Origin of the sequence: Pseudonocardia tropica, assembly GCF_040105315.1 — a bacterium.
GTDB classification, from domain to species: Bacteria; Actinomycetota; Actinomycetes; order Mycobacteriales; family Pseudonocardiaceae; genus Pseudonocardia; species Pseudonocardia alni.
On sequence record NZ_JBEDNP010000001.1, the window covers coordinates 110,902 to 131,495 of the forward strand.

Genomic DNA, 20,594 nt, shown 5'->3' on the forward strand with positions numbered 1-20,594 from the left:
GAGCGCGTCACACGGGTGGGCGGTCCCTGAACCCGCACCTGCACCCTTGCTCCGGTTACCGGTCGGTAATACTCTGGAGTCAGTTACCGGCCGGTAAGTCGATCGGCCCTGGCACGAACGGCGGTGAAGGACGGATGGGCCACTACAAGAGCAACGTGCGCGACCTCGAGTTCAACCTCTTCGAGGTGTTCGGGGTACAGGACCACCTCGGGACGGGACCGTTCACCGACGTCGACGTCGACACCGCCAGGGGCGTGCTGTCGGAGCTGTCGACCGTCTGCACCGGCCCGCTCGCCGAGCACTACGCCACGATCGACCGCAACCCGCCGGTCTTCCACCCCGAGGACCACACGGTCACCACGCCGCAGGAGCTCAAGGACGCCTACAAGGTCCTCTGGGACGGCGAGTGGTGGCGCCTCGGCCTGCCGAACGAGCTGGGCGGCATGGGCATCCCGCCGTCCGTGCAGTGGGCCGCCGCCGAGCTGATGTGCGGCTCCAACCCGGCCATCTTCATGTACATGGCCGGCCCGAACTTCGCCTCGATCCTCTACGAGAACGGCAACTCCGAGCAGAAGCGCTGGGCCCAGCTGATGATCGACCGCGGCTGGGGCGCCACCATGGTGCTGACCGAGCCGGACGCGGGCTCCGACGTCGGCGCCGGCCGCACCAAGGCGATCCGGCAGGACGACGGCACCTGGCACATCGAGGGCGTGAAGCGCTTCATCACCTCGGCCGAGCAGGACTTCACCGAGAACATCATGCACCTGGTGCTGGCCCGCCCCGAGGGCGGAAAGCCGGGCACGAAGGGTCTGTCGCTGTTCCTGGTGCCGAAGTTCCACTTCGACTCCGAGACCGGGGCCCCGGGCGAGCGCAACGGCGCCTTCGTGACCAACGTCGAGCACAAGATGGGACTCAAGGCCTCCACCACCTGCGAGCTGACCTTCGGTGCGCACGGCACCCCGGCCGTCGGGTGGCTGCTGGGCGACGTGCACGACGGCATCGCCCAGATGTTCCAGGTCATCGAGTACGCCCGGATGATGGTCGGCACCAAGGCCATCGGCACCCTGTCGACCGGCTACCTGAACGCGCTCGAGTTCGCCAAGGAGCGCGTGCAGGGCGCGGACCTGACGAGGATGACCGACAAGACCGCGCCGCGGGTCACGATCACCCACCACCCGGACGTCCGCCGCAGCCTGATGCTGCAGAAGGCGTACGCCGAGGGCATGCGCGCGGTCTACATCTACACCGCGACCTTCCAGGACAGGGTGCGCCTCGGTCGCGAGGACGCCGCGCTCGCGGAGAAGGTCAACGACCTGCTCCTGCCGATCGTCAAGGGCGTCGGCTCCGAGCGCGCCACCGAGCAGCTCGTGCAGTCGCTGCAGACCCTGGGCGGGTCGGGCTTCCTGCAGGACTACCCGATCGAGCAGTACATCCGGGACGCCAAGATCGACTCCCTCTACGAGGGCACCACCGCGATCCAGTCCCAGGACTTCCTGTTCCGCAAGATCGTCCGGGACAACGGCCAGGCGCTCGCGCACGTCGCGGGCGAGGTCCAGGCGTTCGTCGACTCCGACGCGGGCAACGGCCGGCTCAAGGAGGAGCGCGAGCTCCTGCGCACCGCGCTGACCGACGTGCAGGGGATGATCGGCACGCTGACCGGCTACCTGTACGGCTCCACCAAGGACGTCACCGAGCTGTACAAGGTCGGCCAGCACACCGTGCGGCTGCTGATGGCGGTCGGCGACCTGCTCGTCGGCTGGCTGCTGCTGCGTCAGGCCACCGTCGCGCTCGCCGCGCTGGGCACCGACGGCGTCTCGGCGAAGGACCGGGCCTTCTACGAGGGCAAGGTCGGCGTCGCGACCTTCTTCGCGAAGTCCGTGCTGCCCCGCCTGACCTCGGACAAGGCGATCATCGCGAACGCCGACAACGAGCTCATGGAGCTCGACGAGGCCTCGTTCTGATCCGGTTCCGATGACGAAGGGCCCCGGGCGCGGACTCCCCGCCCGGGGCCCTTCCTCGTCGTGCCCCTACTGCGCGATGTAGCTCTCCAGCTGCTCGCGTTCCTGCTCCAGCATGTCCATCCGGGCCTTGACCAGGTCGCCGATGGACACGATCCCGGCCAGCGCCCCGTCGACGACCACCGGCAGGTGCCGCACCCGGCGGTCGGTCATGATCCGGGCGAGGTCGCCGACGCCGTCGTCGGGCGAGCAGGTGACCACCTCGGTGGTCATCACCTCGGCGACCCGCGCGTCGAGCAGCGCGGCACCGTGGCTGTGCAGCCGGCGCACCACGTCCCGCTCGGAGACGATGCCGACCAGCCGGTCGCCGTCGACGACGGGCAGTGCGCCGAGGTTCCGCTCGGCGATCGCGCGCAGCACCTCGCTCACCGGGTCCTCCGGTGCCACGGTGCTGACCGCGCCGCCCTTGTTCCTCAGTACGTCCGCGATGCGCATGGGGTACCCCGATCCCTCGCTGTCCGACGGCTGGAGGGATCAGGGTACGAATGTGACCTGGCTCTCGTCATCCCCTGACGGGAACGATCACCGGATCAGCCGCCGCACTGCACGATCGGCTGAGGGTTGTACTTGACCGTCCGCGTCCTGCTCGTCGTCTCCCCGGTCTGGACGTTGCGCATCGTCCGGGTGTCGGTCGCGGTGAAGCCGGGCGAGCCCGTGCTGGCGCTGCACGGCTGCCCCGCGGGGATGTTGACGACCTGCGGCTGGGTCGGGTTGGTCCGCGGCCCGGTCGCCGAGGTGACCTCGTACATCTTCTGGCCGAGGAACGAGACGGTGACGTTGCTGGGCGTCCACGTCGTCCGGATCAGCACGGCGGTGGGGCCGTCGTTGCGGAACTTGACGTCGATGAGGTCGTTGAAGACCGTCGCCTCGCGGGCCACCGGGTAGCGGCTGATGTAGTAGCTGTGCTCCTTGTGCTCGACGTCGGTCATGCCGGCGAAGTACGACGCGTTGTACAGCGTCGTCGCGAGCTGGGAGACACCGCCGCCGACGCCGCGCGCCGGGTGGCCGTCCTCGATGATGCCGGCCTCGACGTAGCCGTTGGCGGCGTTGCGGGGGTTGCTGACGCCGTTGAGGCTGAACGTCTCGCCGGGCTGCACGATCTGGCCGTTGATGGCCTCGGCGGCGCGCTTGATGTTCTGCCCCGAGTCGGCGGCGAACCCACCGGTGGTGAACGTCGAGATCTCGGTGGCGTTGCCCAGCGACTCCAGGTCGGCCGTGGTGATCTCGGCCGGCTTGTTCGCGTAGACCGCCGCGACGGTGCGCTCGCCCTGGCCGGTGAGGATCGGCAGCACGTTGGCGAAGGTCGCGTCGTAGTCGATGCCGCGCCCGTCCTGCGACGGGACGACCCGCGGCGGGGTCGCGGCGAAGTCGAGCTGGGCATCGACGCCGGGCTTCTCGGTGCCGGCCAGCTGCGGCTGCGCGACGTCCTCGAGCGTCTTGTTCGCGATCACCGGCTTCAGCTTCACGGGGCCCTCCGGGTCCGCGGTGAAGCTGAGCGCGGTGGTGATGTCCTCGGGGGTGATGGTCGCGTTCGCGCCCTCACCGGTGATCGTCAGCGGGCCGGCGACGGCGGGCTTGGCGACCTCGTCGATGGCCTTCTGCACGTCGGCCGGGGTGGTGACGGCCTGCTCGACGATCAGCGGGAGCTGCACCGGCTCGCCGGAGGCCCACTGCTCCTCGACGACGCCGACGGCCGCGTCGACGTCGAGCTGCTGGCCCGGCTCCGGCGCGACCGGGGTCGGGGTGACGCCCTGCCACTGGACCGAGCCCTCCTTGGGCTCCTTCATGACCAGCGGGGCCATCTGCTCGAGCGCGGTGCGCACGGCGCGGTCGTCGGCGGAGTTGACCACCCCGACCTCGCGGGTGGAGAAGAACGAGGAGATCCGGGTGATCGGGTTCAGCGGCTGCTCGCCCGCCTCGTCGAGGGTGCGTGCGTAGTCGACCTGCAGGCCCGCGGCCTTCGGGTCGATCTCGGAGCGGACCTCACCGGCCTGGACCGGCACCGGCGCGGAGGAGCGGGGCTCGATCGCGGCCTGCAGCGTCTCGGTGGCCTGGGCGCGTGACATGCCGCCGATCTGCTGACCGGCGACGACGACGCCGCGCGGCACGCTGCCGGAGCTGAGCGCGAGGTCACCGACGTAGCCGAGGACGAGCACGCCGAGCGCGGCGGCCGCGACGATCAGGCCGACCGGGCGCTTGCGCTTCCGGCCGTCACCGCCCTCGGCGTCGCCGTTCCCGTCGCCATCGCCGGGGCCGTCGCCACCGCCGGGGCCGCCGGGCCCACCGGGGCCGCCCGGCCCACCCGGACCGGTCGCGGCCGCGGGGCCGGTCGCGCCGGCGGTGCCGAACGCGCCGGCGCCGAGCACCGCGGTGCCCGCGCCCGGGCCGCCGGTGTGGATGCGGGCGGTCTGCTCGGCGGCGCCGCCCGCGGGCGGCGTCGCGGCCGCGGCCGGGGTGACCCGGGGCAGGACCTGGGTGCGCTGCTCGCTGAGCGGGGCGACGCGGACGGTGTCCTGGTCCTGCCCCTCGGGGGCGGCGGGGACCGGGCCGGTCGCGTCCGGCGCGCCGGACGGCCGGGAACCGGGCTGCGGCGAGGCCGGGGCCGGGGCGGCGCCGGACGGCTGCGGCGCGGCCGCGCCGGACTCCGGGCGGGGCGCCGTTCCGGGCTGCTGCGGGGCGGCCGCGCCGGGCTCCGGGCGGGGCGGCGTTCCGGGCTGCTGCGGGGCACCGGCGTCCGGGCGCTGCGGCGCGGGGGACGGCTGGTGCCGGGCGGGCGACGGCGCGGGCGGGCCGTCCGCCGTGGTCGCCTGCCCGACGACGGTGCGGGCCGCGGGGGACTCCGGCGGCGCCTGCTCGGCGGCCTCGGCCGGGTCGGCGGGCCCGGAGACGTCGGCGGCCGGGACCTCGGTGGCGCCCTGCGGCGCAGGGGTTCCCTGTGGCGCGGGGGTTCCCTGTGGCGCGGCGGCGGGACCGGGCGAGGGACGGCGGGCGGGCATCACGGGGCGACCGGCACCGGCGGCGTCGCCGTTCTGCGGGTCTCCCGGCTCCGGCGCGGACGTCACCGGCTGCTCGTCCGCGTCGTCGGACGAGGGAGGGCGCTCGGGCATGACGTGGGACTTCCTTTCCGCACTGCCATCGACTCTGTCATCGAGACCGGCGTCGTCGCCTGCGTCGACACCGCTGTCGAACGGGGTGGTGGGCCGCGGGTCCGTGCGGACCGGCGCGACCCGGGGGGTCAGAGGTAGAGACCGGTCCCGTGCTGGGTGGCCTCGGAGGCCACCGCGTGCAGGTCCCGCTCACGCATGACCAGGTGCCCGACGCCGGCGATCTCGACCTCGTACTGGTCCTCCGGGGCGAGCAGGACGCGGTCGCCGGCCTTCACCGTGCGCACGTGCTGTCCCACCCCGACCACCTCTCCCCAGACCAGACGCTTGGCGACCTGTGCGGTTGCCGGGATCACGATTCCGGCCGAGCTCCGTCGCTCGCCGGAACCCTCGACCCTCTTGATCATGACCCGGTCATGGAGCATCTGGATCTCGAGTTTGGGCTCGACCACCGGGCCGATGCTACGGGTGACCCCTGACGCCCTCGGCGGCGCCCGGCGCAGGCGAGAGCATGCCCCGAACGTGGAACGCCCCGCGGCGCGACCGAGTCGGGGGTCGGGTGGCGCCGCGGGGCTCAGCAGGGATTTCGCGCCGACACGGCGACCTGTTACACCGCAAGCAGTTTTCACTCGTCCGGAGCAGCGGGGCTCAGGTATTGGCCAGCAGGTACCGCCCGAAGTGCGGCACGGTGAAGGCGATCTGGCCGCGCTGGGCGGAGAACACCAGGCCCTTCTTGAGCAGACTGTCGCGCGCCGGGGACAGCGACGACGCCCGCCGGTCCAGGTGCTTGGCCACCAGCGACGTCTCGACGGGGTGGTCCTCCCCGTCGGTCAGCTCGGCCATCGCCCGCAGGTACTCGCGCTCGGCGGGCGTCGCCCGCTCGAAGCGCGAGCCGAAGAAGCCGACCGCGAGCTCGGCCTCGGCCTCGGGGGCGGCCATCTCGACGTCCTTCACGCCGATCGGGCTGGTCGGCGCGGCGTCCCAGGCGGCCTTGCCGTACGCCTGCACGAAGTAGGGGTAGCCGCCCGAGCGGACGTAGAGATCGTCGAGGGCCTCCTGGTCGAAGGTCGCCTCCTCGCGCTCGGCCGGGGCGATCAGCGCGAAGTCGGCGTCGGAGCGGTCCAGCCGGTCGATCCGCGAGTACTTGAACAGCCGCTCCGAGTAGGACTTCGACGCCGACAGCACCGCGGGCAGGTGTGGCAGCCCCGCCCCGACGACGACGAGCGGCACCCGGGCCTGGGACAGCTCGTGGCAGGCGGCACACAGCGCGGAGACGTCCTCGGGCCGCAGGTCCTGCATCTCGTCGATCAGCAGCGCGATTCCGGAGCCGACGTCCTGGGCCAGCTCGGCGACCTCGGTGAACAGCTCGACGAGGTCGATCTCGATGTCCCCGGAGTCCGCGCGCCCGTTCTTCACCGGGACGTCGATGCCGGGTTGCCAGCGCTCCCGCAGCTTCGTGCCCTCCGGCGACGACCGCAGCGCGAACGCCTTGAGCACGCCCAGCACCTCGTCGATGCGCTCGGGGGCCCGGTGCCGGACGGCGAGGTCGCGGATCGCGCGGTGCAGCGCCGCGGACAGCGGACGACGCAGGTCGGCGTCCGGGCGGGCCTCGATCTTCCCGGCGCCCCAGCCGGCGTGCATCGCCATCGAGCGCAGCTCGCCGAGCAGGACCGTCTTGCCGACGCCCCGCAGCCCGGTGAGCACCAGGCTCCGCTCCGGGCGACCGCGGGCGACCCGCTCCAGGACGATCTCGAAGGCGTCCACCTCGCGGTCCCGGCCGGCCAGCTCCGGCGGGCGCTGCCCGGCGCCGGGGGCGAACGGGTTGCGCACCGGGTCCATGCGAGGACGGTATCCGCCGCTCTTCGGAAATCCGTAGACGACGGGCGGCGTGTCGCGCCCCGCCACCCGGGCGGCTCAACGACGACGTCGGTCACCCAGCGTGGTCGCAGAGCCCGTCCGAGCCGGTTCCGGCGTCGCCCGTGCGGTCCGCCGCGAACGCACCGTGCGAGCGGGACCGGTGAATGACAGCGGTGTCGTCACGATCCGGTGGCCCGCGCCCGGTGACCTTCCGCGACCGCGGTCGACCAGCAACACTCTGGGGTGTGCAGCACCCTGTCGCACGTGACTACGCCCGGGAGGAGAGCGCTGTGGGCCGACACCGCGGACGGCACCGCGCCGACCGGATGCATCACTCGACACTGCGGATGAAGCCGATCACGCTGCGTCGCCGACGGCTGGAGAGCCTGCGCAGCCTGCTCGCAGGAGCGCGCCCCGGCTGGTGAGAAGGGCGGCGGGGGCGACCCCCGAACGCTCCCGCCGTCCACCAACCCCGTCCCGGACTGCCGCGCCCGGCCGGTCGCACCCCTGGTGCCGCCGTCGCACCCTCGCACGCGGGGTGCGGTGACCGCGTGCGGGGCGCGCCGGCGACCACGCATCGCGGTGCCCGGTGACGGGTCAGGTGCGGTCGGGACCGTCCACGACCTCGCCGTCGACGACCGGTCCGGTGCCCGCGGAGGGGCCGGTGACGCGCGGGTACGCGGTCGCCGTGCGCGGCTCGGTGACGGTCTCCCCCTCGACCACGGTGGCGCCGTAGCGGATCCGCGCGGTGCGCAGGCTCGGTGCGGCCCGCTCGGCGGCGTTCACCATGCGACGCCGGACCAGGGCCCGCGTCGGGGGGAACACCAGGGCGAGACCGAGGACGTCGGTGATCAGGCCCGGCAGGAAGATGAGGATGCCGCCGGCGGCGACGAGCAGCCCGTCGGTCGCCTCCTCGTGCGCCAGCTTCCCGCGCTGCACCGCGGTGGCGAGCGCGCGGGCGGCGCGGACACCCTCCCGGCGGGCGAGCAGGAGTCCGACCACGGACCCGGCGAGCAGGACCAGCAGGGTCCAGCCCAGTCCGATCCACGCGATCAGCCCGGCGAGCGCGACGATCTCGAGCACGACGTAGAGCAGCACGAACGGCATGCCCGTACAACGCGCGGGCACGCCGTTCTGCTCCCGGATCGCCCGAATTCCCCGGATCGACCTCCCGGGGCCACCGGATGATCTCCCAAGGTCACCAGGTGAAGGCGACCCCGGGGTCGTGCAGCAGCGCGCCGACGTCGGCGAGGAACCGCGAGCCCTCGGCCCCGTCGACGAGGCGGTGGTCGAACGACAGCGCCAGCCGGCACACGGTGCGCACGGCCAGCTCGCCGTCGACGACCCAGGGGGCGGGCTTGATCGACCCCACAGCGAGGATCGCGGCCTCGCCGGGGTTGATGATCGGCGTCCCGGTGTCGACGCCGAGCACGCCGACGTTGGTGATCGTGAACGTGCCCCCGACCAGGTCGGCCGGGGCGGTCCGGCCCGCCCGGGCGGTGTCGGTGAGCGTCGTGAGCGCGTCGGCCATCCCGCGCAGGGTGTGGGTGTCCGCGTCGCGGATCGTGGGGACGACGAGCCCGCGCGGCGTCGCGGCGGCGATGCCGAGATGGACGCGGGCGTAGTAGACGATCTCGCCGGCGCGCTCGTCCCAGCTGGCGTTGACCGCCGGGGTCCGCGCGGCGGCCAGGCAGGCGGCCTTCGCGACGAACGCCAGCGGGGTCAGCTTGACCCCGGCGAACTCGCGCGAGGCGCGGAGCCGGTCGCGCAGGGCCATCATCTCGGTGACGTCGACGTCGAGGAACTCGGTGACGTGCGGCGCGGTGAACGCGCTCGCGACCATCGCCGCGGCGGTGGCCTTGCGGACGCCGCGGATGGGCTCGCGCCGGTCCTCGGTGGGCCGGGCGGTGGTCGTGCCCTGACCGACGGCAGCGCCCTGCCCGGCGACGGTGCCCGGCCCGGCGACGGTGCCCGGCCCGGCGGCCGCACCCCGACCCGCGGCGGCGCCCGGCCCGGCGGCGGGCCCAGGAGCGACGCCCGGGTCGCCGGGGCGCGAGTCGTCCGGCGCGGCAGCCGAGGTCGCGGCGCCGGCGACACCCCCGGCGGCGACACCTGTCGCGGCGAGGCCCCCGGCGATCGGCGACCCGGCGGCGGACGTCGCGGCAGCGCCCGCTCCGGCGCCCGCACCCCCGGCCCCCGGCGCGGCGGCGTGCACGTCCTCACGGGTGATCCGGCCGTCCCGCCCGGTCCCCGTCACCGCCCGCAGGTCGACGCCCAGCTCCCGTGCGAGCAGGCGGACCGGCGGCGGGGCGAGCGGGACCTGCGCGGCCCGCGGTCCGACCGCGTCGCCACCGGCCTGCCCGCCGGAGCCCCCGGCCTGCCCGCCGGAGCCCCCGGCCTGCTCGTCGGAGCCCCCGGCCTGCTCGTCGGAGCCCCCGGCCCTCGGGTCGGCTGCGGTGGACGTCACGGGGGCGGCCTGCTCGGGCGACCCGAGCGACTGCTGGGGCGACGGGACACCGGCCGCGTCCGGCCCCGACGCGTCCGGGCCACCCGAGCCACCGGCTCCGGCCGCGACGGGGGCCCCCGCCACGACGGACCCGGCGGCGGGCGCGGCGGCGGGCGCGGCGGAAGCGGCGGACCCGGCGGAGGACGTGGACGCAGCGGAAGCGGTGGGCTCGGCAGAGGCAGTGGGCTCAGTGGGCTCAGTGGGCTCAGTGGGCTCGGTGGGCTCGGTGGGCTCGCGCCGGGGCCGTCGCCGGGCGGAACCCTGCCGCGGCCCGTACCCGACGAGCGTCGCGATCCGTCCGTCCCGGCCCGCCTCACCGATCTTCGTGCCGGCGTCGGCGTCGGGCCCGGACCCACCGGTGTCGATCGCGATGATCGGCGTCCCCACCGCGACGGTCGCGCCCGGCTCGGCCAGCAGCTCCCCGACCGTCCCGGCCCACGGCGAGGGCAGCTCCACGGCCGCCTTCGCCGTCTCGATCTCCACGATCACGTCGTTCACCGCGACCGTGTCCCCGGGCGCCACCCGCCAGGTGACGATCTCGGCCTCGGTCAGGCCCTCGCCGACGTCGGGCAGCTTGAAGTGCTCACGCATGTGCGGTCCTCACCAGGCCAGGGAACGGTCGACGGCGTCGAGCACCCGGTCCAGGTCCGGCAGGTACTCGTCCTCCAGCCGCGACGGCGGGTAGGGCGTGTCGAAACCGGTCACGCGCAGCACCGGCGCCTCCAGCGAGAAGAAGCACTCCTGCTGGATCCGGGCGGCGACCTCGGAGGTCACCGACGACTCCGCGGGCGCCTCGGACACCACGACCAGCCGCCCGGTACGGCGCACCGAGTCCGCGACCGGGCCGAGGTCGAGCGGGGACAGCGATCGCAGGTCGACCACCTCGAGGTCGTGGCCCTCCTCGGCGGCCGCGGCGGCGGCGTCGAGGCAGGTCCGCACCATCGGCCCGTAGGTGGCGACGGTCAGGGTCGAGCCCGGCCGCACCACCCGGGAGGAGTGCAGCGGGTACGCCGACGCCAGGTCGGCGCCGTCGAGCTCGCCCTTCTCCCAGTACCGGCGCTTCGGCTCGAAGAAGATCACCGGGTCCTCGGAGAGGATCGCCTGCTGGATCATCCAGTGCGCGTCCGACGGGGTCGAGCAGGTGACCACCTTCAGGCCCGCGACGTGCGCGAACAGCGACTCGGGCGACTCGGAGTGGTGCTCGACGGCACCGATCCCGCCGCCGTAGGGGATCCGGACGACGACCGGCACCGGCACCCGGCCCTGCGTCCGGTACCGCAGCTTCGCCAGCTGGGACACGATCTGGTCGTAGCCGGGGAAGACGAACCCGTCGAACTGGATCTCGCAGACCGGGCGGAACCCGCGCACCGCGAGCCCGATCGCGGCGCCGATGATCCCGGACTCCGACAGCGGGGTGTCGAGCACGCGCTGCTCGCCGAAGTCCTTCTGCAGCCCGTCGGTGATGCGGAAGACGCCGCCGAGCCGGCCGACGTCCTCACCCATGACCAGCACCTTGGGGTCGCGCTCCATCGCGGCACGCAGGCCGTCGTTGAGCGCCTTCGCCATCGTGGTCGGCACGGCTCAGCCCTCCTGGTCCGCGAACGACGCGCGGTAGGCCAGGAACTCCTCGCGCTGGCGCTCCACCGTCGGCGACGCCTCGGCGTAGACCTGGGAGAACATCCGCTCCGGGCCGGGCTGGGGCATCGCCCGGCAGAAGGCCCGCATCCGTTCGCCCAGCGCGTCCGCCTCGGCCTCGACGGCGTCGAAGAAGTCGGCGCCGACGCCGTGCCGCCGGGCCAGGTGCACCCGGACCCGCTCGATCGGGTCCTTGAGCTTCCACAGCTCGACCTCGTCGGCGAGCCGGTAGCGGGTCGCGTCGTCGGAGGTGGTGTGGGAGTCCATCCGGTAGGTGAACGCCTCGATCAGCACCGGGCCGTTGCCGGTGCGGCACTCGTCGAGCGCCCAGCGGGTGACGGCGAGGCAGGCGAGGACGTCGTTGCCGTCGACGCGGACGCCGGGGAAGCCGTAGCCGCGGGCGCGCTGGTAGAGCGGCACCCGGGTCTGGCGCTCGGCCGGCACCGAGATCGCCCACTGGTTGTTCTGGCAGAAGAAGACCAGCGGCGCGTCGTAGGCGGCGGCCCAGACGAAGCCCTCGTGGACGTCGCCCTGGCTGGTGGCGCCGTCACCGAAGTAGCAGATGGTCGCCTCACCCGTCTCGCGGTCGCCCACCTTCGACTCGAAGCGCTGGCCCATCGCGTAGCCGGCGGCGTTGAGGCACTGGTTGCCGATGACGATCGTGTACGGGTGGAACCGGGTCGCGACCGGGTCCCAGGAGCCGTGGTCGGTGCCGCGGAAGATGCCGAGCAGCTCGGTCGGGTCGACCCCGCGGCACCAGGCGACGCCGTGCTCGCGGTAGCTGGGGAAGCACATGTCCTCGGGCGCCAGCGCGCGGCCGGAGCCGACCTGCGCGGCCTCCTGGCCGAGCAGCGGCACCCAGAGGCCGAGTTCGCCCTGGCGCTGCAGGGAGTTGCCCTCGCGGTCGGCCCGCCGGACCAGGACGAGGTCGCGGTAGAGCGACTGCAGGTCCTCGGCGGTGATGTCGGCGGCGTAGCGGTCGAAGCGCTCGTCGGGCACCCGCTCGCCCTCGGGGGTGAGCAGCTGGACGAGCTCCGGCCCGCCCTCGTCGACGCCCTTCAGCCCGGCGACGACCTGGTCGTGGCTGGGCCGCGACCGCGGATCGGTCGGTATCCATGCCTGGGGTACGTCCACGGCAGACCTCCTCGGTCGCACCGGGCGGGGTCACGCCCGGGAGCGTCGGCTCCGGGCCCGTGCGGGTGGTGCGGACCCGGGACGCGCAGGCGCGTCACCGCCGATCCTGGCACGTCACCGGCCCCGAGGAGAACCGGTGCACCGCAGGTCGACGGGTGGACGACGGACCGTCGGACGTCCACATACGACGGTCCCGGCACCCGGCCGGGACCGTCGCGGGGGCGGGTCAGGCGCCGTGCGGACGCTCCGGGTTCGGCGGCGGGAACGCCGGGGGCTGCTGCGGGCTGCGCTGCGTCGGCGCGTCCGCACCGCCCGCCGGGAACGGCGGGTTCCCGGCGGCCGGGCGGCCCGGGGCGGGCGGGGTGGTGCCCGGCGCGCCGTAGCCGTAGCCGGGCTGCGGGATGCCCGCGACGTCCTTCGCCTTACGCGCGGCCCCGGCGATCTGGTTCGTGTACTTGCCCTTGGTCTGCTTGTCGACGAACTGGGCGGCGGAGTCGAGGGCCTTGCCCGCCTTGTCCGGGTTGGACCGGGCGTAGCGGCGGGCGGCCTCGACCGCTCCTGCCAGGACGGTGAGTCTGCGGAACAGCGACATCTTCGAGGACCTCCGTGACGGTGTGGCACCGCGTCGATCCCGCGGCACTCGGTCGTCGCACCAACAGTAGGCGAACGGGCACGGACCGGCGCGGCGTTCCGACGGCGTGCGACGAGCACGTGACGGATCGGTCGTGCGGGCGGCGGTGGCCCGTCGGCAAGTGGCAGGACCCCCGCCGTTCGACCCCGCCTCACCGGGAAGGCAACCGCATGACGACCGCGAGGACCCGCAGCGTCCGCTCCCTGACCGGGATGGCACTGTCCGCACTGACCGCACTGGTCCTGACCGGCTGTGGTGCCGGCGGCGACGGCAGTGGGGGAGGCGGCTCCGCCGAGGCCACCGGCACCGACGCGCCGATCCCGGCCGTCGCCGAGGACGTCCGGCTCGCGGCCCGCGAGGTCGGCGACGCCCTGGTGTTCACGGACGACGGCCGGATCGTCGAGTCGGGCGACCCGCGCGCGGTGCTCTCCGACCCGCAGGAGGAGCGCACCCGCGCGTTCCTGTCGACGGTGCTCTAACCCCGGGGGATGCGCCCCATCAGGAAGAACTCCGGGTTCGGGCGCAGCGCGGTCAGGTGTGCGAGCCGGTTCGACATCGCGAACAGCGCGGTGATCGCGCCGACGTCCCAGATCTCGTCGGAGGACAGGCCCGCGGCGCGGGCGTCGTCGAGGTCGGCCTCGGTGAGCGCCTCGGAGTTCCGGGCGACCAGCAGGGCCAGGTCGACGACGGCGCGCTCGCGCTCCGACAGCTCGACGGCGTAGGGGTTGGTCGCGACGCGGTCGGCGATCTCCGGGTCCTTGGAGCGGACCCGGAGGATCGCGCCGTGCGCGACGACGCAGTAGGTGCAGTTGTTCGCCCCCGAGGTGGCGACGACGACCAGCTCGCGCTCGGCCTTCGACAGCCCGGCAGCGCCGTCGTCGGGGTCCATCAGCGCGTCGTGGTAGTCGAGGAACGCCCGCAGCTCCCGCGGGCGCCGGCCCAGTGCGCGGAACACGTTCGGGACGAACCCCGACCGCTCCGCGATCGCGCCGATCCGCTCCGCCAGGTCCGGCGGGAGCCCGTCGGGGTCGACGTGCCCGAACCTGCTCACCTCGTGCTGTGCCATGCCGCGGACGCTAGCCGTCCGGGCCGTCAACCGGGAGCGGCGACGCCGGTCCGGTAGGCCCACACCACGGTCTGCAGCCGGTCCCGGGTCCCGATCTTTGCCATCGCCCGGCCCAGGTGCGACTTGACCGTGGACGTCTCGACGACCAGCTCCTCGGCGATCTCGGCGTTGGACAGCCCGCGGGCCAGCATCCGCACGATCTCGGTCTCGCGTGGTGTCAGCGGGGCGACCCCGCCGTCGGGCGCGGCGTCCGGGGCCGGGCGGCGACGCGCGAACTCGGCGATCACCCGGCGGGTGACGGTCTGGTCGATCAGCCCGTCGCCGCGGGCGAGGCGGCGGACGGCGTCGACGAGGTCGTCGGGGTGGGTGTCCTTCAGGACGAACCCGCTCGCGCCCGCCTCCAGCGCGCCGAACACGTAGTCGTCGAGGTCGAAGGTGGTGACGACGAGGACCGCCGGGACCGGGTCGTCGAGGCCGGTGATCTCCCGGGTCGCGACGAGCCCGTTGCCGCCGGGCATCCGGACGTCCATGCAGACCACGTCGGGCCGGTACGCGCGCACCAGCGCGACGGCCTCCGGCCCGCTGGAGGCCTCGCCGACGACCTCGACGTCACCGGCCAGCTCCAGGAACATCCGGAACCCGGCCCGGACCACCGCCTGGTCGTCGGCCAGCACCACCCTGATCACGCGGGTCCCCCTCCGGTCTCCGGGCCGGGATCGTGCGGGACGACCAGGCGGACCCGCCAGCCGTCGTCGCCGGTCCGGCCCGCCTCGAACGTCCCGCCGACCAGCTGCGCCCGCTCGCGCATCCCCGCCAGCCCGAACCCACGGGTACCCGGGGCGCCCGCGGACGGTGCCGGGGTGCCGCGCGCGGGCCCGTTCACCACCTCGACGGCGACCCGGCCGTCGGCGTGGGTCACGGTCACCCGGACCGGGGCGCCGGGGGCGTGCTCACGGGCGTTGGCCAGTGCCTCCTGCACCACGCGGTAGCAGGTGACGTCGGCGACCGGGGACGGCTCGCCCGGGTCCCCCCGCCGGACCAGCTCCACCGGGCCGCCCAGCTCCCGGGCCTGTTCCACGAGCCCGTCGAGCTCGGCGAGGCCGGGGACCGGGGCGTCGGCCTCGGCGCCGCCCGCGCCTGGCTCCCGCAGCGCCCCGACGACGAGCCGCAGGTCGTGCAGGGTGCGGCGACCCTGCTCCCGCAGCCGGGCCGCCGTCCGGCGCGCCTCGTCCGGGTCCCGGTCCACCAGCCGCTCGACCACCGCGGCCTGCACCACCATCGCCGACAGGTGGTGGGCGGCGACGTCGTGCAGCTCGCGGGCCATCCGGGCCCGCTCCCGGGCGACGGCGGCGTCCGCCCGTTCCCGGTACGCCGCGACGACACCGGCGGTGTGCACCCGGTCGAGCTCGGCGTAGCGACGCCGGGTCCGCAGGTACACGCCCAGCAGCAGCGGGCCGCCGTAGACCAGGACCGCCGACAGCACCTGGGCGACGACCAGCCCGGCCGCGCCGAGCAGCGCGTCGCCGGACGGGCGGACCGCGATCCCGGTGAGCACCACGGCCGTCTCGACGACCGCCGCGGCGCCGACCAGCACCCCGGCCCGCCGCGCCGGGAGCCGGGATCCGCAGGTGCCGGCCGCGACCGCCGTCGCCGGGCCGCGCAGTGCCGCGCCCACCGGCAGCAGGACGACGTTCACCAGCTCCAGCCCGACCGTCAGCGCCAGGCAGGCCGCCGGGGCGGTGCGGCGCAGCGCCAGCAGCAGGTTCTGCACGGTCACCACCCCCAGTGCCAGCGCCGCCGTGCCCGGCGCGAGACCCAGCTCCGCCGCCGGTCCCGGTGCCAGCACCACCGGGGCGACCACCGCGAGCGTCCCGGCCGCGACGAGCACGGCCAGCGCGGCGTCGCGGCGTCGCGGTCCGGCCGGGCCGAGCGCGGTGAGCCGGGCGTCGAACCGTTCCGCGCCCGTGCGGGGCGGCGGTTCGGGGTGCGGGTGCATGGGGTCTCCGGCCTCGGGTGGGGTGATCGTAGGGCTCAGTAGGTGAGGCTCGGCAGCAGCAGGCCCGCCACGACCGCCACCACCGCGACGCCGGCCAGCGCGACCAGCAGCAGCACCCGCCCGGTGACCGGCCATGCGCCGGCCCGGGCGCGCAGCGCGGTGACCACCCCGGCCGCCGCGACGGGCACGCCCGCCAGCCCGATCCACTGGAGCACCTGGAGCCCGCGCAGCACCGGGAGCGGCACGTCGCCCGGCGACGCGATCGCGAGCACCGAGACCACCCAGCCCGTGAGGGCGACGAGCGCGGCCGCCGCCGCGGCCCGGGTGAGGCCGTGCAGGACCCGGTCGGTCCGCGGCCGGGCCGCGACGACCACGCCGTACCGGCGCCGCCACAGCGCCCCCGCGGGCCAGGCGACCAGCGCGCCGAGCAGCACCACGACCGAGCCGGCCAGCACCGTGCCGAGCAGCGCCGCGTCGCGCAGCGGGCCGACCGGCAGTTCGGTGAACGCCGCGTCGTGCCCCAGCGCGGTGACGCGGCCGTCGGCGTCGGTGCGCACGGTCAGCAGCCGCTGGCCGCCGACCTCCCGCCACAGCCCGGGCCGGACCTCGGCGTAGGCGGCCGGGCGGACGTCGTTCGGGGCGGGCGAGACCAGCAGCGTGCCGTCCGGGCGGGCCGCCACCCGCATCTGTCCGAGCAGGTTCATCGCGCCCATGAACGTGCTCGCGGACCGGCGGGCCGACTCGTAGGTGCCCGCGACCGCGGCCGCCCGGGCCGGGGTGCCGGCGTCCGGGGCGGGGGCCGGGCCCGCCGTGCCGGGCAGGTAGCGGTCGGTGAACCCCTCGGTCACCGCGCGCCGCAGCTCCAGGGTGTCCGCGCCGCCGCGGCCGCTGCTGTTCGTCGTGACGAACACACCGATCCGCTCGACCGGGTAGAGCTGCAGGCGCGAGTGGAACCACTGGGTGTCGCCGCCGTGGCCGAGGACCAGGTGGCCGTTGCGGCTCTCGTCGAACAGGCCGTGTGCCATCCGCGGGCCGTCGGCGAGCGCGCCGAGGGTGTCCGCGCCCAGCGCCGGACGCTGCATCAGCGCCCACGCGGCGGGGGAGAGCAGCGGGGTCGAGCCGGGCGCGCCGAGCAGAGCCGAGGCGAACCGGCCCATGTCGGTGGCCGACGCGCTGAGCGCCCCGGCCGGGGCCGGCCTGGCGAACTCGAACGGCGCCGGCGGGGCGTCGACGCTGGTGTAGCCCTCCGACATCGCCCCGGCGGCGGCCGCGGGCAGCGGCTGGTCGAAGGTCGCGGTGGTCATGCCGGCGCGGTCGAGCACCTCGCGCTGCACGTAGCGCTCGAAGGGCTCCCCGGTGACCCGCTCGACGACGTGCCCGGCCAGGCCGTAGCCGTAGTTGGAGTACGACGGCACGGTCCCGGGGGTGCTGACCTGCTCGGGCGGGTCGGTGGCGAGGAACTCCCGCAGCGACGGACCGCCCGGCCCGGTGCGGAAGAGGCCGCGGATCTGCTCCTCGAAACCCGCGGTGTGGCTCAGCAGGTTCCGCAGGGTCACCGGGCCGCGGGGCATCGGCACGTCGATGTCGAGGTAGCGGCGGACGTCGGCGTCGAGGTCGACCAGGCCGCGGTCGGCGAGCTGCAGCACGGCGACCGCGGTGGCCACCTTCGACACCGACCCGACCCGGAACAGCGTCCGGTCGGGGTCGACCGGCCTGCCCGGTCCGGCCGAGCCGTAGCCGCGGGTGGCGAGGACCTGCCCGTCGCGGACGACGGTGACCGCGGCCCCGGCGATCCCGGTCCGGTCGAGCGCGGCGGGGACGAGGCCGTCCAGCCAGGCGCCGACGTCGGCGGGGCCGAGCGGGGCGGTCGGGACGGCCGCCCGCGGGGCCGGGTCGGGGGCCGGGACGGCCGGGGCCGCGCAGCCCCCGACCAGGGCCGCGACCAGCACGACGAGCAGGGCGATGGCGGCGGCGCCGCGGCGGGGCGGGCCGCCGGTCCGGCGTGCGGTGATCATGCCGTCGAGCCTCGCCGGAACGGGTCTCCGGCACATCGGGCGCAGGTCGGCACCGCGGCCTACGACCTCCGACGGAGGCCGCCCTTCCCCGTGCGAGGCCCGATCGGGGACCATGTCGCGCCATGGGAGTCCCGGAGCAGGTCCGCACGCAGCTCGCGACCTGGTGCACCGAGCAGGTACCCGACGGCGAGAGCGACCGGCGCCGGATCGCCTACACCACGGCCGGCAGCACCGTCACGATCCTCGACCGGCGGCCGCCCGCGTTCCCGGAGCTGGGTGCGGCCTGGTCGTCGACGGCGCTGGCGCAGCTGCGGGCCGACGACCCCGGGCCGGGCAGCTGGACGCTGTACCGCGTCGCCGACCCCGGCTCGGGGCAGCGGTGGCAGCCGGCGGGGCCGCCGGGCACCGACCCGTTCGTGCTGCTCGCGCAGGTCGCCGACGGGATCCGCGCGAGCAGCTGACGCTCAGTCCTCCCGGCCGCCCGTGACGGCCGGACGCGGGCCCGGGGCCATCGCCGACGGCGTCGACGGGCGGGACGGCTCGTCGTCGCGCGGCGCCGTGTCCGACCCGCGCGGGGCCGGCCGCGGTGCGGGGACCGGCGTCTCGACGGCCTCGTGGGCGGTGACCGGTCCGGCCTGCGCCGGGACGGTGACCGGGACCTCCGGTGCCTCCGCGGCCGTGCGGGCGGCGGGTACCGACGACAGCGGCGGGACGACCGGGACCGCGGGGTCCGGCCGCACGGCGGCGGTGCGGTCCCCGGTGCCGCGCAGGAACCGCGCCGAGGCCTGGTTCAGCACCTCGAGCAGGGTCGTCCCGGACGAGGCGGCCCGCGGCTCGTCCCCGACGACGGCGAGCATCCGCGGCGCCGCCGCGGTCAGCAGCAGCCCGTCGGCCTGCATCGCGCCCGCACCCAGCACGACCACCAGGTCGGCGGTGTCCGCAGGGGGCAACGTGCCGAGGACGTCGTCGACGGGCTCGGAGACGACCAGGCCGAAGCCGGGGACGCCGCGCCCGGCGTCGGCCGCCCAGGTCTCGGCGAGCTGCGGGTGGGTCCCGGCGAGCTCACCGAGCAGCCGGTCCAGCTCGTCGCGGTCGGCGACCTCGCGCCGGGCGCGGTCGAGCTCCCCGCACGCGTCGGTGTAGGCCTGCGGGTCGTGCGCCCGCAGCGCCGCGACCACGGCCTCGTGCTCCGGGGCCCGCGCCCCGTCGGGAACCCGGTCCGCGCAGGTGGCGGCCAGGCGCTCCAGCTCGTCGGCGGCCTCGGCGGGGTCGCCGTGCTCGTCGTAGTCGACGATCGCGCGGGCGACCCGCTCGGCGGCGGCCAGGTCCGGCACCGAGACCGGGGAGTCCTGCTGCAGGAACAGCACGTCGTGACGGAGCGCGCCGACCGACCGCGCGGTCGCCGCCACCCGGTCCAGGGTGTCGGTGAGCCCGGGCAGCTCGGAGGGGTCCCGCGGGATCGGCAGCCCCAGCACCGAGCACAGCCGCGCGATCTCGTCGTCGCGGCGGGCCAGGTCGAGGTGGTGGACGATCGCGACCACGTGGTCGTGGTTCTGCGGGGGCCCACCGGCGACGCGGAAGCGGCGCAGGTGCGGCTCGGCGTCCTTCTGCTCCTGCGGACGGAAGTAGGACCGGGTCCGGCCGCCGGAGTCGAGGAAGTCCAGGTAGCGGCGGACCACGTCGGCGCCGCCCTGGGGCAGCGGCTCCACGATCTCGACCGCGGGTCCCGCGGCGTAGCGGGCGCGGTCGTCGCGCTGGCGGGCCGAGTGGCCCTGCAGCGCCTCGAACTCGGCGCGCAGGCCCTGGTGGACCAGACGGCCGACGACCTCGCGCAGCCGGTCGGCGTCCGGGGCCGCGGCGATGGTCCCCAGCGAGCGCAGCACGCAGCGGGCGACCTGGGTGACGGCCCCGCGCCGGTCGGCGTCGAGGTCGCGCAGCAGGCCGGGGACGATCCGGGCCTCACCGGCCTCGGCCCCGGCCACGACCCGTCCGGCCCGCTCGCAGCAGCCCGCGACGTCCGCCGGGTCGGGCATGCCGTCGGCGTCGGGGAGCTGCTGGCCGCGCCGGGCGGTGCGGTCGGCGCCGACCCGGGCGAGCAGGCGGCGCAGCCGCTGCAGCTCGGGGAGCGGCAGCTCCGGGAACGACGTGGCGACGCGACCCGCGACGCTCGCCGGCAGCGCGTCGTGCACCGCGGCGACGCGCTCGGCGGGCGCACCGGTCAGCAGGACGCGCATGCCGTAGCCGGTCAGCTCGGCCAGCGCCCTGGCGAGCTCGCCGGGGCTGGTGTCGGAGAGCACGACGAGCGGCTCCTCGGCCACCACGCCGAGCAGCGTCGACGGGTGGGCGGGGTCCTCCTCGGGGCGCGGCGGGGCCGCGGCCCCCAGCGCGGTCGACAGGGTCCGCAGACCGGCGGGTACCCGGCCGGCGCGCACGTCGCCGGTGATCCGCGCCGCCGCCGTCCGCGGTGCCGCTCCGCCGCGGCCGGCCGACACCAGCCGTTCGACGAACGCGACGAGCGCGTCGATGTCCGTGTCCTCGGACACCCGGACGTCCAGCATCTCGCCTCACACCTCCGCCGTACCCGTGTCGTCGCCCCGGGGACGACGTTCACGGTGTGTATCGCCGTGGACGG

General features: G+C 75.4%; 18 protein-coding genes. 4 read left to right on the forward strand and 14 right to left on the reverse strand.

Features of this window, described 5'->3' with window-relative positions; all coding sequences use genetic code 11:
* Window positions 1-134 precede the first annotated feature (134 nt).
* On the forward strand, window positions 135-1,961 hold the full coding sequence (locus WHI96_RS00535; RefSeq protein ID WP_345654461.1) for an acyl-CoA dehydrogenase: 1,827 nt from the start codon (window positions 135-137) through the stop codon (window positions 1,959-1,961).
* A 66-nt stretch (window positions 1,962-2,027) separates the two neighbouring features.
* Here the strand turns inward: WHI96_RS00535 and WHI96_RS00540 are convergent, their stop codons facing one another.
* From WHI96_RS00540 to WHI96_RS00555, 4 genes are all read right to left on the reverse strand, one after another.
* On the reverse strand, window positions 2,028-2,453 hold the full coding sequence (locus tag WHI96_RS00540) for a CBS domain-containing protein (RefSeq protein ID WP_345654464.1): 426 nt from the start codon (window positions 2,451-2,453) through the stop codon (window positions 2,028-2,030).
* Window positions 2,454-2,548: 95 nt separating this feature from the next.
* Entirely contained in the window at window positions 2,549-5,125 is a 2,577-nt protein-coding gene (locus tag WHI96_RS00545; RefSeq protein WP_349302330.1) for a VanW family protein, read from the reverse strand.
* Window positions 5,126-5,253: 128 nt separating this feature from the next.
* Window positions 5,254-5,574, reverse strand: a complete 321-nt coding sequence (locus tag WHI96_RS00550) for a GroES family chaperonin (protein ID WP_062398895.1) — start codon at window positions 5,572-5,574, stop codon at window positions 5,254-5,256.
* A 196-nt stretch (window positions 5,575-5,770) separates the two neighbouring features.
* Window positions 5,771-6,961, reverse strand: a complete 1,191-nt coding sequence (locus tag WHI96_RS00555; RefSeq protein WP_224401072.1) for an ATP-binding protein — start codon at window positions 6,959-6,961, stop codon at window positions 5,771-5,773.
* A gap of 308 nt (window positions 6,962-7,269) precedes the next feature.
* On the opposite strand from WHI96_RS00555, the gene WHI96_RS00560 reads away from it, so the two are divergent.
* Window positions 7,270-7,404 (forward strand): hypothetical protein, encoded by a 135-nt coding sequence (locus WHI96_RS00560; protein ID WP_255497807.1) that lies wholly within the window; start codon window positions 7,270-7,272, stop codon window positions 7,402-7,404.
* A gap of 172 nt (window positions 7,405-7,576) precedes the next feature.
* On the opposite strand, the gene WHI96_RS00565 is transcribed toward WHI96_RS00560, so the two are convergent.
* The 5 genes from WHI96_RS00565 to WHI96_RS00585 form a co-directional block, all read right to left on the reverse strand.
* Window positions 7,577-8,086 (reverse strand): FxsA family protein, encoded by a 510-nt coding sequence (locus tag WHI96_RS00565; RefSeq protein WP_345647673.1) that lies wholly within the window; start codon window positions 8,084-8,086, stop codon window positions 7,577-7,579.
* Window positions 8,087-8,177: 91 nt separating this feature from the next.
* On the reverse strand, window positions 8,178-10,076 hold the full coding sequence (locus WHI96_RS00570) for a dihydrolipoamide acetyltransferase family protein (RefSeq protein WP_349302331.1): 1,899 nt from the start codon (window positions 10,074-10,076) through the stop codon (window positions 8,178-8,180).
* Window positions 10,077-10,085: 9 nt separating this feature from the next.
* Complete coding sequence (locus WHI96_RS00575; protein WP_345648546.1) at window positions 10,086-11,051, reverse strand: alpha-ketoacid dehydrogenase subunit beta; 966 nt, start codon at window positions 11,049-11,051, stop codon at window positions 10,086-10,088.
* A 15-nt stretch (window positions 11,052-11,066) separates the two neighbouring features.
* Complete coding sequence (gene pdhA / locus WHI96_RS00580; RefSeq protein WP_345647680.1) at window positions 11,067-12,254, reverse strand: pyruvate dehydrogenase (acetyl-transferring) E1 component subunit alpha; 1,188 nt, start codon at window positions 12,252-12,254, stop codon at window positions 11,067-11,069.
* 226 nt (window positions 12,255-12,480) lie between these two features.
* Window positions 12,481-12,846, reverse strand: a complete 366-nt coding sequence (locus WHI96_RS00585; RefSeq protein ID WP_345647683.1) for an antitoxin — start codon at window positions 12,844-12,846, stop codon at window positions 12,481-12,483.
* A gap of 209 nt (window positions 12,847-13,055) precedes the next feature.
* On the opposite strand from WHI96_RS00585, the gene WHI96_RS00590 reads away from it, so the two are divergent.
* The gene (locus tag WHI96_RS00590; protein ID WP_345647686.1) at window positions 13,056-13,364 is read left to right on the forward strand and encodes a hypothetical protein; all 309 of its coding nucleotides are present in this window, start codon (window positions 13,056-13,058) and stop codon (window positions 13,362-13,364) included.
* Here the strand turns inward: WHI96_RS00590 and WHI96_RS00595 are convergent.
* Genes WHI96_RS00595 through WHI96_RS00610 form a run of 4 tightly spaced genes read right to left on the reverse strand, consistent with a single transcriptional unit; the run spans window position 13,361 to window position 17,962 of the window.
* Window positions 13,361-13,951: a peroxidase-related enzyme gene (locus tag WHI96_RS00595; protein ID WP_345647689.1), complete on the reverse strand. Its 591-nt coding sequence runs from the start codon at window positions 13,949-13,951 to the stop codon at window positions 13,361-13,363. The genes WHI96_RS00590 and WHI96_RS00595 overlap by 4 nt on opposite strands.
* 26 nt (window positions 13,952-13,977) lie before the next feature.
* Window positions 13,978-14,637: a response regulator transcription factor gene (locus WHI96_RS00600; RefSeq protein WP_345647691.1), complete on the reverse strand. Its 660-nt coding sequence runs from the start codon at window positions 14,635-14,637 to the stop codon at window positions 13,978-13,980.
* The gene (locus WHI96_RS00605) at window positions 14,634-15,947 is read right to left on the reverse strand and encodes a sensor histidine kinase (RefSeq protein WP_345647693.1); all 1,314 of its coding nucleotides are present in this window, start codon (window positions 15,945-15,947) and stop codon (window positions 14,634-14,636) included. The genes WHI96_RS00600 and WHI96_RS00605 overlap by 4 nt, the downstream gene beginning before the upstream one ends.
* Window positions 15,948-15,982: 35 nt before the next feature.
* Window positions 15,983-17,962: a serine hydrolase domain-containing protein gene (locus tag WHI96_RS00610; RefSeq protein ID WP_345647696.1), complete on the reverse strand. Its 1,980-nt coding sequence runs from the start codon at window positions 17,960-17,962 to the stop codon at window positions 15,983-15,985.
* Window positions 17,963-18,084: 122 nt separating this feature from the next.
* On the opposite strand from WHI96_RS00610, the gene WHI96_RS00615 reads away from it, so the two are divergent.
* A complete protein-coding gene (locus tag WHI96_RS00615; protein WP_345647698.1) occupies window positions 18,085-18,423 on the forward strand; it encodes a DUF3024 domain-containing protein in 339 nt (112 codons plus the stop codon).
* A gap of 3 nt (window positions 18,424-18,426) precedes the next feature.
* On the opposite strand, the gene WHI96_RS00620 is transcribed toward WHI96_RS00615, so the two are convergent.
* Window positions 18,427-20,520: a hypothetical protein gene (locus WHI96_RS00620; protein ID WP_345647701.1), complete on the reverse strand. Its 2,094-nt coding sequence runs from the start codon at window positions 20,518-20,520 to the stop codon at window positions 18,427-18,429.
* Window positions 20,521-20,594: the final 74 nt, after the last annotated feature.

Bases quoted from the DNA above. Each gene is read 5' to 3' on its own strand.
- WHI96_RS00535 (WP_345654461.1), top strand. From the start codon at position 135: ATGGGCCACTACAAGAGCAACGTGCGCGACCTCGAGTTCAACCTCTTC.
- WHI96_RS00540 (WP_345654464.1), bottom strand. From the start codon at position 2,453: ATGCGCATCGCGGACGTACTGAGGAACAAGGGCGGCGCGGTCAGCACC.
- WHI96_RS00545 (WP_349302330.1), bottom strand. From the start codon at position 5,125: ATGCCCGAGCGCCCTCCCTCGTCCGACGACGCGGACGAGCAGCCGGTG.
- WHI96_RS00555 (WP_224401072.1), bottom strand. From the start codon at position 6,961: ATGGACCCGGTGCGCAACCCGTTCGCCCCCGGCGCCGGGCAGCGCCCG.
- WHI96_RS00565 (WP_345647673.1), bottom strand. From the start codon at position 8,086: ATGCCGTTCGTGCTGCTCTACGTCGTGCTCGAGATCGTCGCGCTCGCC.
- WHI96_RS00570 (WP_349302331.1), bottom strand. From the start codon at position 10,076: ATGCGTGAGCACTTCAAGCTGCCCGACGTCGGCGAGGGCCTGACCGAG.
- WHI96_RS00575 (WP_345648546.1), bottom strand. From the start codon at position 11,051: ATGGCGAAGGCGCTCAACGACGGCCTGCGTGCCGCGATGGAGCGCGAC.
- WHI96_RS00585 (WP_345647683.1), bottom strand. From the start codon at position 12,846: ATGTCGCTGTTCCGCAGACTCACCGTCCTGGCAGGAGCGGTCGAGGCC.
- WHI96_RS00590 (WP_345647686.1), top strand. From the start codon at position 13,056: ATGACGACCGCGAGGACCCGCAGCGTCCGCTCCCTGACCGGGATGGCA.
- WHI96_RS00595 (WP_345647689.1), bottom strand. From the start codon at position 13,951: ATGGCACAGCACGAGGTGAGCAGGTTCGGGCACGTCGACCCCGACGGG.
- WHI96_RS00605 (WP_345647693.1), bottom strand. From the start codon at position 15,947: ATGCACCCGCACCCCGAACCGCCGCCCCGCACGGGCGCGGAACGGTTC.
- WHI96_RS00610 (WP_345647696.1), bottom strand. From the start codon at position 17,962: ATGATCACCGCACGCCGGACCGGCGGCCCGCCCCGCCGCGGCGCCGCC.
- WHI96_RS00615 (WP_345647698.1), top strand. From the start codon at position 18,085: ATGGGAGTCCCGGAGCAGGTCCGCACGCAGCTCGCGACCTGGTGCACC.
- WHI96_RS00620 (WP_345647701.1), bottom strand. From the start codon at position 20,520: ATGCTGGACGTCCGGGTGTCCGAGGACACGGACATCGACGCGCTCGTC.